This window comes from Kocuria carniphila (genome assembly GCF_004136555.1).
Taxonomy (GTDB): Bacteria; Actinomycetota; Actinomycetes; order Actinomycetales; family Micrococcaceae; genus Kocuria; species Kocuria carniphila.
Map to the genome: position 1 here is coordinate 44958 of NZ_NOIT01000012.1, position 15396 is coordinate 60353.

Here is a 15396-nt window from a genome sequence, read left to right on the forward strand (position 1 = left end):
CGGATTTTGCTGCCGCGCCGTTGGGTGCGGTCCGGTGCATGCAGCGCCCAGGTACGTCACCCCGGGACTGCCCTGAGCCACTTCGGCTACTTCCCACGCAGCGACGGGAAGTCGGTGTCCGCGTACTCCACGTGTTCACCCGCCGGTTCCGCACCGGCTGCTGGGTGCAGTCGGATTTCGCGGTCACGCAGTTCCACGCGGCGGATCTTGCCGGAAATGGTCTTGGGTAGTTCGAAGAACTCCAGTCGCCGCACGCGCTTGTACGCCGCCAGGTTCACACGGCAGTGGTGGAGGATGCTCTCGGCGGTTGCCGCATCGGGTTCGTGGCCATTGCCGAGGACCACGTAGGCCTTGGGAACGGCCAATCGGATGGGGTCCGGTGAAGGAACCACGGCCACCTCGACCACGGCGGGATGTTCGATGACCACGGACTCCAGCTCGAACGGGGAGAGCCGGTAATCGGAGGCTTTGAACACGTCATCGGCGCGGCCCACGTATGTGAAGACGCCGTCCTCGTCCTGAGAGACCACGTCACCGGTGTGGTAGACGCCGTCGCAGAACGCCTCGGCGGTCTTCTCCGGATCCCCGTGATACCCCGGGGTCAGACTGATGGGGCGGGGATCCAGACGCAGGCACAGCTCGCCTTCGTCGGTGCGTTCTTCGCCGGTCGCGGTGTCGATGAGCACGGTTTCGTAACCAGGCAGGGCCCGGCCCATGGCTCCGGGCTTGACCGGCATGCCCGGGGTGTTGGCGATCTGCAGCGAGGATTCGGTCTGACCGTAACCGTCGCGGATGTCCGTGCCCCAGGCGTTCTTAACGCGGGAGATGATCTCGGGGTTCAGCGGTTCGCCGGCGGACACCGTCTTCTGTGGCGGGTTCTTGAGGTGACTCAAATCGGACTGGATGAGCATGCGCCACACGGTGGGTGGTGCGCAGAAGGACGTCACACCCTCGCGCTCCATCTGGTCCATCAGAGCTCGGGCATCGAAGCGTGAGTAGTTGTAGAGGAACACCGTGGCCCCGGCGATGAACGGTGCGAAGAAGTTCGACCACGCGTGCTTGCCCCAGCCCGGGGAGGCCACGTTCAGGTGCACGTCACCGGGTTCCAAGCCAATCCAGTACATGGTCGACAGGTGCCCCACGGGATAGGTGATGTTCGTGTGCTCCACCAACTTGGGCAGCGACGTGGTGCCGGAGGTGAAGTACAACAGCAGCGGATCATCGGCCGGTGAGGACTCGAGCACCTCGAAGGTTTCCGGGCCGGAGCAGGAGTCCGCGAAATGGATCACCGGGTGCTCACCCACGGTGGAGGAGCGCTCGGGTGGCGGAGCGGCGGCGTCGTCGGCCTGGGAAGTGGAAGGTGCGGCCGGATTGCTCGGCAGCACGGAAGGTGGAACGGGCTTGCGGAAGTCGGGCTGGTCGTCGACCTCGATGATCGTGAAGTCGCCAGCGACATCGGCGAATTTCTGCGCGTTGGTGTGGGAGGTGACCACCCACTTGGCCTTGCCGCGTTCCAAGCGATCGCGCAGGTCAGCGGGGCCGAGCATCACGGTGGTGGGGATCATGGGCGCGCCGAGCTTGGTGCACGCGAGCATGGTTTCCCAGAGCTCCACCTGGTTGCCGAGCATGAGGATCACACGGTGACCGCGCTGCACACCCTGCTCGCGCAACCACGTGGCCAACTGCGAGGACCGGACGGAGAGATCGCGGTAGGTGCGGCGGGTTTCGGTGCCGTTCTCCTCGACAATAACGAGGGCCTCCCGGTCGGCTTCCTGGCCGTGGCCGAGCGCGTCGAACCAGTCGAGGGCGAAGTTGAAGTGCGTGAACCGGGGCCACTCGAACTCGCGGTGAGCGGCGTCGAGATCCGTGCGCAACCGCAACAACTGATCCCTGGCGGCGCGAAACTGCTCCGTGACGGACCGGGTGGAATCGGATGAGGTGGGAAGAGTCATGACGTCCTCGCTTGGCTGTCCGGCGCGGACCGCAGGCCGGTTCACCGGACCCTCGCGGTCATCAGTGACCTAAACGTACTGCACAGGCAGCTCAAGTTGGGCCCATCATGTCCGTTGGTTACGAGGGCTCCGTGTGCATTATTGTTCGCGAGAATCTTTCGAGAACCGCCGGGCCTTGCGCTGCTCACCCAGGAACTTGTTGAGAACCGCGGACCGCCTGGTCTTCCGATCCCCACCGACCACGTGGTCACGGCCGGCGAAGAGGCCGTTCAGAGCGAGGCGTGCGACCAACTCGGGGTCGTTCTTGGTGGAATTGTCGCCGAAAGCGGTGTTCTGCATTCCGGCACGATCGTGGAATTCGGTGGCAGTCGCCCCCGGCAGGAGCGCGGTCACGTTGACGTCGTACTCGCGCATTTCCTCCCGCAGCCCCTGCGCGAAGCTGTACATGAACGCTCGCGTGGGGCCGTAGATCGACTCGTACGGGGTGGGCGTGGTGGCGGAGAGCGAGCTGGTGATCAGAATGTTGCCCTGCCTGCGCTCGGCCATGTGTCGGACTACGGGCTTGGCCAGCAGGATCTGCGAGGTGACGTTGAGCGAGAGCATCTGCAGTTCGTCGTCGATGTCGGTGTCGATGAAGGCGCCACCCAAGCTCTTGCCCGCGTTGAACACCGCAACGTCCAACGGGCGGTTCAAGGATTCGACCCTTGCCCAGACCTCTTTCGGCCCGTCGGGGCTAGAGAGGTCTGCACGCACCGGGTGCACGGTCACGTTCGAAAGTTTTTCGGGCAACTCATCAACGCGCGAGCTCGCGCCCACCCCCACAATGTCGTAGCCGCGGGCCGCAAGCCCCTGGGCCAGATAAAACCCAATGCCCGATGAAGCTCCCGTCACGAGTGCAAGTCCGGCCATGTCAGTTCTCCTCGTCCCAAAGGTGTCGGGTGACTTCCGCGGTCCATGGTGAACTTCTTAGTGACAAGCCGCTTCGCCCCCGTGCGTCGTGAGGGCCAACGATAACAGTGGACCTCTGGTGGGTCACGGGGTTTGCGCCTACCCGCCCCAGCCAGGTGTCGTTAGCGTCTACGCCTCAAGACCTTGCACTGTGAAGGGCAGCACCAAACGCGACTGATGCTTCGCGTCCCGATAGATCTTGTGCGTGACCGGGCGGCCCACCGGCAGGTGGAAAGCATCCGGGGGCAGCAAGGAGTTGTGCTCATCGGCCAGCGGCTCCGCATTGGATAGCTCCACCGTCAGCCGATGTCCCTGCTTGAAGGTGTTCGCGAACGGGTAGAGCCGCAGCAAGTACTCCTGGATACTCCCCGGCTCCACCGGTTCGGTGCGAGTGTGCGGGTGATACGGGTTGCCCTCGGTCGTACGCTCGTCCAGCTCGCGGTGTGAAGCCTTGAGGTATCCCGTGGTAATCAGCTGACGCTTCCCGTTGGGAGCGGTGTCCCACATGCGCAGGATGAAGTTCGTATCGTCCTGGTCGATCTCCGCGAAGATGTGCGCGGCACCGGTGCCAATCATTTCCGTAGGTTTTTCGAACGGCTCGGTGTCCCAGCGGAGGATCTCCACCTTGTCCGTGACGGTGAGCGGCGCCTGATAGAAGCCGTCCGGGGCCGCGTACTCAGCGCCCATCAGCTCAGGCTCGAACGACAGCTTTCGCCGGGGGCGCAAGTACAACGGCTGGTACTCGACCGGCAGCGGTGGCCATTGCTCACCAGACGCGATCTCTCGCGAACCTTCCACGAACACGTTGACGGCGGGACCATCCATGGCCCCGTTCTCGATGCCCTTGAGCCAGTAGTCGTACCAGCGGAACATCTTGTCGTGTTCCTCGATGAACGGGCGCGACTGCATCGGAGGGTAGGACCCGATATCCAGTTTCTTCGGTCCTTGAAGAGCATCGAACAGTTCGATGGTCCCGTCCATGGTCCAGCCGCGGCCCTGATCGATCTGCAGGTACACGGGGATGTCGATATTCGGGGCCAATGTGATGGGATTGCGTTCCTCGTACCACTCACCGTCCAGCTCATTGGTGATGATGTCGAACCAGGCCTCATGGTTCTTGGGGTAGTTCAGGACATGGACGAGATTTGGCCACGCGGCGACGTCGGGATCAGCCAAACGCTCGGCGACCCGCTCCTGGATCTCGCCCGGCGAGAACGTCTCGAGCATGCGGGACTTGACGTTGTCCGTGAAGGCCCAGCCGGAATCGCCGCCGCGCCCCTCGCGTGCGGCGCGCGGCATGAACCACATGATGCCGCCGTGGTACGTGGTCTCGTAGAAGTCGTAGTGGCCACCGGAGACGAAGATGGCTTTCAAGTGCGGCGGGCGTTCGGCCGCAGCCAGCACCTGCATGGAGCCGAAGTAGGAAATGCCAATCATGCCCACGTTGCCGTCGCACCAGGGCTGCTCGGCGACCCATTCGATGAAGTCGTAGGCGTCCTGTCCCAAGGAGACGCCACCGGCGTTGTAATTGCCAATGTGCTCACCCTCGGCATGACCGGTGCCGCGGAGGTCGCCGATGACGTGGGCGTAGTCCTCCTGGACCACGCGGGCGATATCGCCAGCTTCGATGCACCCGTCCCACATGGGGCTGGGTCGCCGCTGCGCGGGCATGGTCAGTGCCATGGCCTGCAATTCCTTGCCGTACGGGCTCAGGGCGACGAGCGCGGGACGAGGCTTATCCTCGGTGCCGTGATAGACGTCCGCAATCAGATTGACGCCGTCTCGCATCGGAACTTTGAGGTTTTTGCGAACTGCTATGGATTCCCCGCCAGCATCCAGCGTTTCGAACTCGGCCATGAGTGGGTAGCTCCTTCACTAGCGCCGGAGTGCACGCCGTCCTGGTGACGGGCATGATCCCTGGGCACTTTCTGGAAATATTATTATACTAAAGTTAGTGTGTGCAAGACCACACCGCACAATGGACTCAGCAGTCCTCGGCCGTTCGTCCCGTAGGAGATCACCATGACGCACAGCGTTCCCGTCCATCCGTTGGTTTCACCGTGGGGTCGCTTCGGTCTCTACAGCTTCTTCATCGATGCGCCGGAACCCGCCATCGTGGACACGGGCATCGCGTCCTCTCCCGCGGAGGGCATGGCCCCCGAACTCGAAAAGCTCGGCCGCAACATCGAGGACGTTCGCTGGATCCTGCTCACCCACGGCCACATCGACCACCTGGGTGGTGCGCATGCGCTCTGGGAAATGACCGGCCGCAAGGCCACGGTGGTCATCCATCACGACGACGCCGCCCTCCTCCGCTCGCGGCGAGCCCACGTCGACCAGTACATGGACACGCGAGCCCGGTACCTGAACGACCCCGAGGGTGAAGAACAACAGATGGGCATGGCCAATCAGGTCATCTCGGGTGAGATGGAACCACAGGTCCTGGTTCGAGGTGGCGAGACATTGTCCCTGGGTGGCGACGTCACCGTGTCCGTTCATCACATCCCCGGTCACACCGCTGGTTCGGTCGCCTACTGCATCGACGGTCAGAAAGACGTGTTCGTGGGCGACGCTGTTCAGATCCACGGCGCGGCCAACGGCTTCCCAGGCTATGAGGATCCGGTCGCTTACCGTTCAAGCCTTGAGTACTTGCGGGACGCCGTGCAGCCCACCCGTCTCTTCCTGGGCCACCCCTACCGCAATGCCGCGGGCGAGGCCTACGAGATCGGCGTTTCAGGAGACCAGGCACGGCACGTGATCCAGGAAAGCATCGACATCGAGTCCCGCGTGGCCGACGCCGCTCAGCGTTACCTATCCGACGGTCTCCGCGACTCTGATTCGCCGTACTCTCCGTATGCTGCGGTCGCGGAAGAATTGGGTTACACCGGGGACCCCACGTTGGAGCCCTCGCCCTTCTTCACCACGATGCACGGGTATGCATAGCAGGCGGGTGTGGTGCAGTAGCCGCGTCGCTCGCGTTACTCCCGTCCATGGACATGGTTCAGGAGCACATAGATCACCAATCCCGCAGCGATCAGGACTGCGAACACAATCGATGATGTTGTGTCGCTGATGATCCCGTTGGCCCTCATGGCGAGTGTTCCGATACCTATCAGCACTAGCAAAAAGGATGGGATGAAAGATTTGATGGTCTGGGAAATCCCGCGTTTGGAATCTGAACCGGTCGCTTGTTTATCAGTTTCCATACCCCATGGCATCAGTCCTGGGGCCATCTCGCAATAGCCCTTCGGCCAGTTTTTTGCTCGCTCCCTCAGCGATCCCGATTCGTTCGTAGCTCTGCCCGTGAGGACCAACGACTGCGCACGGCCGGCCGTTTAGTGCGAGCACGGTTCGTCCGTTGACAGGTACGGAGATCCGCGAAGCGACCGTGGGCAATACGTCTTCACCCTCATTGCTGATCCACGTCACGTCAGGCATGGATTCCATCAGCTCGACGAACTGATCACGGCGTTCAGGCGTCAGATAGACGAGGACCGCACTGTGAAACACCACCACGCCTGCGTTCTTGGGGGCCTCGGTGATTAATGCGGAAATGTTGTCGAGGAGATCACCCTTCACGAGCATCGGAGGGTCCGCAGCAACTAACTCCGCCGCTGCCCGAAAGCGATGACGGCGGTCATCGTGCTCCGGCCAGATCAGAGTCTCAAGCCACTTCACTTGATCAGAATCTCGTAGATCAACCGGATTTAGGTCGATCCCCGCACGGAATACGACAGTAGGAAGTTGGTTGGGGACACTGTCCGCTTCAATGCGGCAGGACAGCTCAACCGAACTGGGTCCAGTAGTTGGATCAAGCGGAACAACACCTTGATCGGTATCGTACCGATAGCTGTACTGATCCGGATAAAGACACAAACCCGCGGACGCCCCCACCTCGATGAGAGCGAGCGGCCCCCGCAGTCGGCTCAGGACCGGGAGGAGCACGGCGCACCGCCCGGCTTCATTGGTTTGAGTTGCCCGCTCCCGAATCACCGATTCGACCTCGAGCCAACGCGATAGTAACGAAGGACGCAGTTCCGAATACGATCCGACTGGTGCACCACAGAAACGGGCGGCCGCGAAAACCAGATTGGGTTGGCGCTTCGAGGTAGGGAGATCATCAATCAGCCCCAGCACCTCGGAATCGTCCGCAATGGAAGTGGCCCAGTCGTAGAAAATCGGGGACAGTTCTTTGACCTCGATCTCGGCCCACCGCTGGTACAGCTCCGCCACCGTTTGTTCCATAGTCGTCAACCTACGGCATGAGGATCCAGACAACGCTCATGACCCACGACTGATCGAAGCGCGCTCGAGACTGGTCCAAATAAGCGGAGTGAACCCCGCGGACCGACCAACTCGATCAGCGGGGCTCACACGGTTCGGTGGACGGCGCGGTCGCCGGTTACACCTCCACCAGCTTCCGGTCTGCTTCCCGTCGGCCCACCACGCGGGGCGCGGTTTCCTTGAGGAACAATGCAAAGATCGTGGCGACAATGGCACCGCCGCAGCTCACGAGCAGCGCCACGGGAAGACCGAACTGATCGGCCGCGATGCCGGTCAGTAGGGGATTCAAGAACCCGCCGATGAGTTCGCCGATTCCTGTGGGTAGTCCCACGGCCAGGCCAGCGTAGATCGCGGGAACGGACTCGGCGGGAATCACCGACATGGCCATGCCGCCCACGCCCATACCGGCGGCGAAGATGAACACCGCCAGGGCCATTAACAACGGGCTGGAGAAAAACAACAGGCTCAATGGGGCCATCACGGACAACAGTCCGAAGATCACCGAAGTGGGCTTGCGGCCAATGCGATCCGAGATCAGCGGAACCACGAAACCCCACACCGCGGTGCCCAGGCCGAATGCAGCCATGACCATACTCATGGTGCCCGGCGAGAAGCCCTTCATGCTGGTCAGGTATACGGGACCGAACACCATCAGTGCCATCAGGTAGACCATGAAACCACTGAAAATCAGGATCGACAGGATGATGTTCCGGTTCTTGAGCACCTCTTTGAGCTGACCCTTGGGGCGCACGCGGGCTGCGGAAGCCGCCGCGTCGGCACCGTGAGAATCCGAGGCGGAAGGTGCGAGAGCGGCGTCGTCGACCTTGGGCTCACGCATGACCTTCCAAATGATCGCGGCCATCACGAGGCCGGGTACCAAGGTGAGGAAGAAGGCAGTGCGCCAATCGAAAATGGTTGCGAGGGCCACGATCACCAGCGGCGCCAGGATGGATCCGAACAAGCCGTTTGCGGTGTTCATGGTGAAGCCAAGGTTGAAGCCGCGTCGGCGTGGCGAGGATTCCATGGCGAGCACGGACTGGGTGACTGGGATGATCGGGCCCTCGAGCAGCCCCATGAGCAAACGCAGGATCACCAGGTGCGCGAAGGTGACCACGAAGCCCTGGAAGAACGAGGTCAACGAGAACGCGACCATCAGGATGACCAGGTAGAGACGCTTGCTCTTGACCTTGTCGGAAATGCGCCCGCCGATGATTGAGGCGAGCGCCCAGGTCACGGACAACGCGGCCGCGAGCAGGCCGATGGATTTGTTGTCCAGATGGATGTCTTCCTGAATGAACGGGATCAGAAAGTTGAGGATCAGTCGGTCGAAGAACACGAAGCCGACGGTGAAGAAGAAGATCGCGACGATCTTGTTCTCATAGGTCCAGAATTTCGTACGAGTTGAAGTGGACATGGTGGCCTCTCGGGTCACTCAGTGCTGTCGCATAGTGAAACTGATGGATCACAGGCTTTCTATGCTGGGCAGGTTGAAAGCGGCGGCGAGGACACGTGGGTCCGCGCCGCCGTCGTTATTTAGGGGTGGTGGCTGAGTCCGGTGTCTTAGCTCCGGCGCAGGAACTCAGCCGTCTCCGTGAACACCCGTTGGAATTCGGGGATCCAGGAGAAGTGCTGGACAAAGCCGTGGTTGGCTCCGTCGTAGCGGGACACGGTGGCGTTCACGCCGGCTTCCTGCAGGCGCTTGCCGTAGAGCTCGCCCTCATCGCGCAGTGGATCGTGCTCCGCGGTGACGATGAGGGCTGTGGGCAACCCGGAGAGATCCTCGCGCTTGATCGGAGAGACCAGTGGGTCGGATCGATCCGCGCCACTCTCGAAATAAAACGCGTTGAACGGTTCCAGGATGCCGGTTTCCAGGCCGTAACCCTCTGCGTTCTCGCGCAGGGAGGGGTAGCGGTCCACATCGAAATCCAAGTCCAGGGACGGGTAGTACAGGATCTGGTGTGTGATGCGGTCGAAGCCGTCGTCGCGGGCTTTTGCGACGACCGCGGCGACGAAGTTGCCGCCGGAGCTGTCACCGGCGATCGCCAGCGTGCGCCCGTCCCACTTCAGCTCCCCACTGTTCTCCGCAACCCAGCGGACCACGCGGTAGCAGTCCTCCAGGCCGGCCGGGAACTCGTGCTCGGGGGCGAGTCGGAAGTCAACGGCCACGACCTCGAGGCCCGTCTCCTTGGCCAACGAACGCGCAATGTGGTCGTGAGTCTCGAGGCTCCCGGAGAAGAACGCTCCGCCGTGGAAGTACACGAGCACGCCGTAGCTTTCGGCCTCGGCGGGCGTGTAGATCCGCACGGGTACGTCTCCGGACGACGTCGCTGAGGTCGCCTCCCGCACGTCATGGATCGGCAGGCGATCCGCCACCGGTGGCACCTGTGCGTTCTCCCCGGCACGCATGGCCACGGGGTCCAGGGGTGAACCGTCCGGCTCGGGAAGGGACTTGAGGAACTCGGCAATCTTCGGGTGAATGGTCATGGAGTGCGCCTCCTACTTGGTGCTGGAGTCGAGGTCGGCGGTGTCGTGATCCGCGGCCTGCTGCTCGGCGGGGTTCTGGTTCTCGGGCTTCTGGCCGGGGAACACGGAGTTGACCTCGTCCTCGGTCCAGCCGGAACGGGAGATCCGCTGCAGCTCGTCGGTCACGGGTTTGCGGTCGGCCTGGTACTGGGCCAACGCCTCTGCCACGGTATCCGCCGCCTTGAGGGCGTCGGCAAGTCCACCGGCGTCCAGGATCGCGGAGTTCGCACCCTGGCCCTGGTGGTGGAGCATGGAGTGGGCGGCATCGCCCAGCAACGCCACACAGTCCGAGTGCCAGTTGTCCACGGGGTCGATGTCGTACACGGCCCGCAGGTTCACGGTGTCCATGTTCAGGCCGCGGGAGATGTCCACGATGCGCTCGTCAAAGCCCTCAACGGTCTTGAGGATGTCTTCCTTGGTGACGTCCGGTGACCAGGTGCTGTCCGGAATCAGTGCGGTGATGTCGAAGGACACCTGGTTCCGGTGGCGCAGCGGCAACAAGTACACCTTGGTGCCGTGGCCGATGTACATGCGCAGGTTGTCGTCGTTGATCATCCCGTGAGCGTCGTCGATGGAGATCACGGAGCGGTAAGCATGCTCACCGGAGAACACCGGCTGGTTGTCGCTGAACAGCTGCTTGCGCACCACGGACTTGATGCCGTCCGCGCCCACCACGAGGTCGGCGGTGACGACCTCGTGGTTGGTGAACGTGAGAGTGGCGTTGCTGCCGTTGTCCTCGATCTTCTCCAGCTTGTGGCCGAGCTTGACCATGCCCTGCGGCAGGGCACCCACCAGGGCCTCGATGAAGTCACCGCGGTGGATCAGGTAGGTGTGCTTTTCGTCGCCGTCCTCGGGCCAGTCGTCCTTCATGATGGGATCGCCGGTGGCCGTGAGGATCTCGAAGTAGTCACTGGGAGAACTCACCGCGGCGATGTTGTCGAAGATGCCCCACTCGCGGAAACGGTTCATGGACGAGGGGCGCAAACCGATGCCCGCGCCCACCTCGTGCATTCCGGAGGCCTGTTCGTACACGGTCACGTTCGCGCCCAGGGCACTCAGCGCGGCCGCCGCGGATGCGCCGCCGTAGCCGCCACCCACAATTGCGATGGTCAGGTTCTGAAGGTCCGAAGTCTTCATGGTGTGTCACTTTCTGGTGAGATCTGCGGTGGGCGGAGCGCCGTCGTTCCGCCCCGCGAGAGGAGTGCTTATTTCTGGATCGAGAGGAAATCGGCGGGGTTGTGGATGAAGAGCGCGTCGATGGTGGCCTGGTCCACGCCCGCTTCGCGCAGGTCCGGGATGAGGTCCTCGAACAGGTAGTTCACGGTGTGACCCTTAACTCCTGGCCAGCCCAGCGGGCTGCAGTTCGCGTCCACACCGGCAAGAGCCTTGTCGAGGTGGCCAGCGCCCAGGAAGCGCAGGAAGTGGTCCAGCCGCTCCTTGCGCGGACGGGCCCAGAACGGCGGATCAGGCAGTTCGGTCTCGTAACCGAACGTGTCGAAACCGACGCGGCCGCCCTGCTCGGCAATCCAGGTGTCGCGTGTGTTCTGGGCGTTGACGCCGTCATCCGCGTGACCGAAGAGCACGCGGTCCAGCGGCAGGCCCTCCTCGTTGAAGATGTTGATGGCGTTTTCCGCGTCGATCGCCAGGTGGGTGAGGATCGGAACACCCGTGGCGAGCGCAGCGCGGGCGGCCGCGCGATAGATGCGCTTGTCCAGATCGGTCATCTTGCCACCGCGGGAGACGCCCACCTTGATCACGCCGGCCTTGGATCCGGTGTTTCCGATACCCATGGTGATCTCGTGAATGAACACCTCCGCCAGGTATTCCACGGAGGCCTGGGCGAAGTGCGGCAGCGCGGTATCGCCGCCCACGAATCCGGTGCAGGCAATGATGTTCACGCCGGTTTTCGCGGATAAGGACTTGTAGTAGTCCACGTCGCGGCCGTTGCAGATACCGGTCACATCCACGAATGAGCCGCCGCCGTACTCGTGGAACGCACGCAGCTTGGGCACGGTTTCCTCGTAACGCTGCTCCGGGGTCTTCCACCACTGGGTGTCCAGTTCGGAGCCCGGCATGCCGTAGCCGATGTGTTCGTGAATGGCCACGATGCCCAGTTCTTCGGCCGGGATGGTTCCCAGCACGGTGTTTACTTTCGACAACTTCTTCACCTCAAGAATTCAGGATTGGTCGGCGCGATGCGCCGGGGCCACGGTCAGCAGGTCACGCGGGTTCGTCTCCAGGATTCGCCGCGCGTGCTCCTGGCTAAGTCCCTTGGCCACGAGCTGCGGGACGAGTGTGGTCGCGACATAGCTGAAGGGCAGGTCGTAGTCGGGTTGGCCTTTGGCCACGCCAATCGCGTTCGAAGACAACAGAATCTTGTCCGCGTGGCCGGCGTCGACGAGCTCGAGCACCAGATCCGCGCGCTCGTCGTCGGTGAGGTGGGCGGCGTCGTCGTTGAGGCCCACGTGATCGAGCGCGACGTACGCACCCTTCGTGGCCACCCCGAGCGCCCCGTTCGACGACGCCGCGTCCTTGCGATCCAGCCCGCCCACCACCACGCGGTGCGCGGGGATGTTTTCGGCGAGCACGATGTCCAGGTCGTGGAGGGCGTCCGCGCCGAAGCGGATCGAGACGGGGACCCCCGAGTTCAGGGCGGCGCGTGCGGCCCCGCGGAACAGGCTTTCCTCGGTGGGGGTCATGCCCTCGCGAGCGGCTGCGGTAGTGACCATGCCGGCTGCGGCGCGACGTTCAACGCGCGGAACGACCATGCCATCGGTGACCTCCCTCTCGAAGAGATCCGCGAATTTCTCCGCGGGCCACGGCGTGGGCGGATTGGTCTGCGGAGTGAGGAAGTAGCCGCCGAGCATTTCCTCCGGGCCCATGCCGGTGGTCGCGATGATGTGCACACCAGTGGACTTGGACAGCGCCTCGTAGAGCTTGAGATCGCGGCCGTGGAACATGCCGGTGCTGTCCACGATCGTGCCGCCGCCGTGCTCGCGGAAGTCCTTGAGTTTGGCGGCGAGAGTTTCGAAGATCTCGGCACGGTCCATGGAAACGTCCGGGGCGAACTGGGCTCCCGGGATTACCGAGAGCAACGCTTCGTGGACCGCAACAATCCCCAGTTGATCGGCGGGAACGGGACCGAGAACTGTGTTGACCGTTGCATTGCCGACAGTCTCTGAATCTGTCATGGGCACTACCTTTCATCAGCGTCACCGACCATGAGGGTGACGCGGTGTGGAGCGTGGGGCACTTCGCGTCCCCTGGCTTGTGGCTGCCGTTGGTGGCCTTCCGTGGTGGGCCGTGTCGGTTTGCTCGCAAGTAGGGGCGGGTGCTGGCGGTCGTCAACGTGAGAAGCGATGAGCCGGAGAGCCTCGTGTCCGCCGTACGGGCCGTAGCCATCGCCTGTGGTGTGATCTGAGTAACGTTGTGGCACTAATATACATATTGTTATGCTAAAGCGTAAGTGGAGTGCAGCTGGGAATTTCAGCCGGACCTAAGGTGCAGGTCAGGGGTGGGTTGGGAGCTGACGAGGTTGGGAGCGGCAGCTGGATCCCATCCCAAGCGCTGTCGCAGCCTTCCCGATCGCATGATGTTCCGCTAGAACCTTTAATGGCTCGCCCAAGGGTCCTCATGGCCCACGGTGTGTCATCAGCGGCCCTAAGGGCACACTGAATGCTCCACCTGCTGAGGCTGCTCGACTACGCGCCGGTGATGAAGTGGTACTTGAACTCGTCAGCACGGTGAACGGCGGTGCGCCAGCCGGCGGGAAGGCCACCTGTGGCAAAGAACAGGGTTTCGATGACGAGCAAGGGGCTGCCCTCGGGGACGGCGAAGGTCTCCGCTTGCTGCGGAGAAGCTGCCGTAGCCCAGGCTTCATGTTCAGCGCGTTCCAGTGTGATGCCGAACTGCCGCTCGAGAAGTTCGAACGCGGAGCCTCGTTCTTCCAACGCGCCCCCGGTCGGGATGAACTCCTTAGGAGCACGGATGTAGACGTCTGCTTCCACGAGCGGGGCGCCCTCCACCGAAATCACCCGCGTGAAGTGCAGCAGCTCTTCGCCCTTGGACAGGTCGAGGTTCTGTGCAATCCGAGTCGGCGGCACCACACGTTCGACACCGGTAACCGTTGACTCCGGGTCGAGGCCAGTGTCGGCGAGGAACTGGTACAGGGCACCCGAGCGAACGGTAGCCGGTCGATGCACCCGAGAGCCCGGCACGGGAAACGTTCCTTTGCCTTGCTTGCGGTAGACGAATCCTTCGACCGAGAGTTCCTTCAAAGCCTGACGGATGGGCGCACGGCTCACGTCGAAGCGGTCCAGCAGTTGCGCTTCAGTGATGGGGGTTTGAGGGTCGGCGGAGCCATCGATGATCTCGTGACGGAGAATGTCCTTGATCTGCCGGTACAGGGGGACACCAGACGACGAATCGAGCTCGTTCACTGGCACGATCGCCCTCCCCTATACCTGGGTTCGCCGGATTTACTCCCGACAGTCAAGCATAGTTTCTCAGGACAAATCGCAGCCAGGGACAGCTCATTCATGGGCACCTTCCCAGATAGCCGCCAGCCCGGTGGAGAGGCGATCACCTGCGATTTCCAGTCAGTGATCGATGTGGTCCCACGGCACATCCACGCGTCCCGGTCGGTTGCTGTCGATAGACTGTCCCACCGTGGCCAAGCTCTACTTCCGCTACGGCGCGATGAACTCCGGAAAATCCACGGGTCTGCTGCAGGCGGCCTACAACTACGAAGAACGCGGGCAGCGGGTGTTGCTCGCCAAACCCCAGGTCGATACCAAGGGCGAGGACCAGATTCTGTCCCGCCTGGGTGTCACACGCACGGTGGACTTCCTGATCCCCCACGGTGCGAGCGTGCTCGAGTTGTTCCACCGATATGCGACCGGCGACGACCCGGACGCGCTCCTCGAGCACGTGGACGCCAAACCTGTTGCGTGCGTTCTGGTGGATGAAGCCCAATTCCTCGAAACCGACCAGGTCGACGACCTGCTGCGCATCGCCGTGCTCCACAACGTTCCAGTCATGGCCTATGGCATCCGTACGGATTTCCGCACCCAGGCGTTCCCAGGTTCGGCGCGCCTCATGGAGCTCGCTCATTCCCTGGAAGAGCTGAAGACCATTTGCCGCTGTGGCCGCAAGGCCGTGTTCAATACCCGCAAGGTGGGGGAGCGGTTCGTGTTCGAAGGCGATCAGGTCGCCATCGACGGCGTCGAGGTTACCTATGAGTCCCTGTGCGGGCAGTGCTACCTCACCGAATCCGGTGGCCGACTGGGCTGAGGTGCCGCTTCGAAAGGCCGAAGCCTATCTCTTCCGTAAAGAGTCACCACATGACGGGTGTGGGGACAGGCCGGGCCGCCCGATTCAATATTGCCGCATGAGCGTCGGTCGGCCTGAGGGCAATCACTTTGCACTTCTGAATAGCCGAGTTGGGCTGTCCAGCCACGGAGTGGTTCTCATAAACAAATCTCGAACGGCAGCGCTGGCACAGCGGATAGTTAGCTGAACATGCTGGTTGTCGGTTAACTCCCTGAAGTTGCAGTCATGTGGATCTCGGGTAAGTGGCGGGATGTTTCGCAGATTATGGGATGTGTCATTTTCCGAAGTCGCCTGCACATCCGGCCCCGTGTTCTCGGGGCTTGTGCAGTCGGCTGTTGAACGCTGGCCGTTCAGTAGT

At 62.5% G+C, this 15396-nt stretch carries 13 protein-coding genes; 2 read left to right on the plus strand and 11 right to left on the minus strand.

The window, feature by feature from the left end:
* Positions 1-86: 86 nt before the first annotated feature.
* The 3 genes from EWV37_RS10035 to EWV37_RS10045 all read right to left on the minus strand — a co-directional run bounded on the left by EWV37_RS10035 (position 87) and on the right by EWV37_RS10045 (position 4757).
* A complete protein-coding gene (locus tag EWV37_RS10035) occupies positions 87-1952 on the minus strand; it encodes an AMP-binding protein (RefSeq protein ID WP_129701433.1) in 1866 nt (621 codons plus the stop codon).
* Between the two features lie 138 nt (positions 1953-2090).
* The gene (locus EWV37_RS10040; protein WP_129701435.1) at positions 2091-2861 is read right to left on the minus strand and encodes an SDR family NAD(P)-dependent oxidoreductase; all 771 of its coding nucleotides are present in this window, start codon (positions 2859-2861) and stop codon (positions 2091-2093) included.
* 168 nt (positions 2862-3029) lie between these two features.
* Complete coding sequence (locus EWV37_RS10045; protein WP_129701437.1) at positions 3030-4757, minus strand: CocE/NonD family hydrolase; 1728 nt, start codon at positions 4755-4757, stop codon at positions 3030-3032.
* A 165-nt stretch (positions 4758-4922) separates the two neighbouring features.
* On the opposite strand from EWV37_RS10045, the gene EWV37_RS10050 reads away from it, so the two are divergent.
* Positions 4923-5843, plus strand: a complete 921-nt coding sequence (locus EWV37_RS10050; protein ID WP_016997148.1) for an MBL fold metallo-hydrolase — start codon at positions 4923-4925, stop codon at positions 5841-5843.
* Between the two features lie 35 nt (positions 5844-5878).
* Here EWV37_RS10050 and EWV37_RS10055 read toward each other — a convergent pair whose 3' ends face one another.
* From EWV37_RS10055 to EWV37_RS10090, 8 genes are all read right to left on the minus strand, one after another.
* Positions 5879-6106 carry a hypothetical protein gene (locus EWV37_RS10055; protein ID WP_016997147.1) on the minus strand — a complete coding sequence of 76 codons (228 nt, stop codon included), beginning with the start codon at positions 6104-6106 and terminating at the stop codon, positions 5879-5881.
* Positions 6096-7145: a DUF2332 domain-containing protein gene (locus EWV37_RS10060; RefSeq protein WP_165189370.1), complete on the minus strand. Its 1050-nt coding sequence runs from the start codon at positions 7143-7145 to the stop codon at positions 6096-6098. Before EWV37_RS10060 ends, EWV37_RS10055 begins: the two co-directional genes overlap by 11 nt.
* Positions 7146-7302: 157 nt before the next feature.
* Positions 7303-8598 carry an MFS transporter gene (locus tag EWV37_RS10065; protein WP_129701439.1) on the minus strand — a complete coding sequence of 432 codons (1296 nt, stop codon included), beginning with the start codon at positions 8596-8598 and terminating at the stop codon, positions 7303-7305.
* A gap of 146 nt (positions 8599-8744) precedes the next feature.
* Entirely contained in the window at positions 8745-9668 is a 924-nt protein-coding gene (locus tag EWV37_RS10070; RefSeq protein ID WP_129701441.1) for an alpha/beta hydrolase, read from the minus strand.
* Positions 9669-9680: 12 nt separating this feature from the next.
* Positions 9681-10844: an FAD-dependent oxidoreductase gene (locus EWV37_RS10075; RefSeq protein ID WP_129701443.1), complete on the minus strand. Its 1164-nt coding sequence runs from the start codon at positions 10842-10844 to the stop codon at positions 9681-9683.
* A gap of 68 nt (positions 10845-10912) precedes the next feature.
* The gene (locus EWV37_RS10080; RefSeq protein ID WP_238663206.1) at positions 10913-11875 is read right to left on the minus strand and encodes a phosphotriesterase family protein; all 963 of its coding nucleotides are present in this window, start codon (positions 11873-11875) and stop codon (positions 10913-10915) included.
* Between the two features lie 9 nt (positions 11876-11884).
* Positions 11885-12898, minus strand: coding sequence for a phosphotriesterase family protein (locus EWV37_RS10085; RefSeq protein WP_129701447.1), 1014 nt, complete (start codon positions 12896-12898; stop codon positions 11885-11887).
* A 510-nt stretch (positions 12899-13408) separates the two neighbouring features.
* The gene (locus EWV37_RS10090) at positions 13409-14152 is read right to left on the minus strand and encodes a GntR family transcriptional regulator (protein WP_165189373.1); all 744 of its coding nucleotides are present in this window, start codon (positions 14150-14152) and stop codon (positions 13409-13411) included.
* A 223-nt stretch (positions 14153-14375) separates the two neighbouring features.
* Here EWV37_RS10090 and EWV37_RS10095 point away from each other — a divergent pair, with 223 nt between their 5' ends.
* Positions 14376-14999, plus strand: coding sequence for a thymidine kinase (locus tag EWV37_RS10095; RefSeq protein ID WP_095798800.1), 624 nt, complete (start codon positions 14376-14378; stop codon positions 14997-14999).
* Positions 15000-15396 lie beyond the last annotated feature (397 nt).

Coding starts and splice junctions, on each gene's coding strand:
- EWV37_RS10035 (WP_129701433.1), bottom strand. CDS start 1,952: ATGACTCTTCCCACCTCATCCGATTCCACCCGGTCCGTCACGGAGCAG.
- EWV37_RS10040 (WP_129701435.1), bottom strand. CDS start 2,861: ATGGCCGGACTTGCACTCGTGACGGGAGCTTCATCGGGCATTGGGTTT.
- EWV37_RS10045 (WP_129701437.1), bottom strand. CDS start 4,757: ATGGCCGAGTTCGAAACGCTGGATGCTGGCGGGGAATCCATAGCAGTT.
- EWV37_RS10050 (WP_016997148.1), top strand. CDS start 4,923: ATGACGCACAGCGTTCCCGTCCATCCGTTGGTTTCACCGTGGGGTCGC.
- EWV37_RS10055 (WP_016997147.1), bottom strand. CDS start 6,106: ATGGAAACTGATAAACAAGCGACCGGTTCAGATTCCAAACGCGGGATT.
- EWV37_RS10060 (WP_165189370.1), bottom strand. CDS start 7,145: ATGGAACAAACGGTGGCGGAGCTGTACCAGCGGTGGGCCGAGATCGAG.
- EWV37_RS10065 (WP_129701439.1), bottom strand. CDS start 8,598: ATGTCCACTTCAACTCGTACGAAATTCTGGACCTATGAGAACAAGATC.
- EWV37_RS10070 (WP_129701441.1), bottom strand. CDS start 9,668: ATGACCATTCACCCGAAGATTGCCGAGTTCCTCAAGTCCCTTCCCGAG.
- EWV37_RS10075 (WP_129701443.1), bottom strand. CDS start 10,844: ATGAAGACTTCGGACCTTCAGAACCTGACCATCGCAATTGTGGGTGGC.
- EWV37_RS10085 (WP_129701447.1), bottom strand. CDS start 12,898: ATGACAGATTCAGAGACTGTCGGCAATGCAACGGTCAACACAGTTCTC.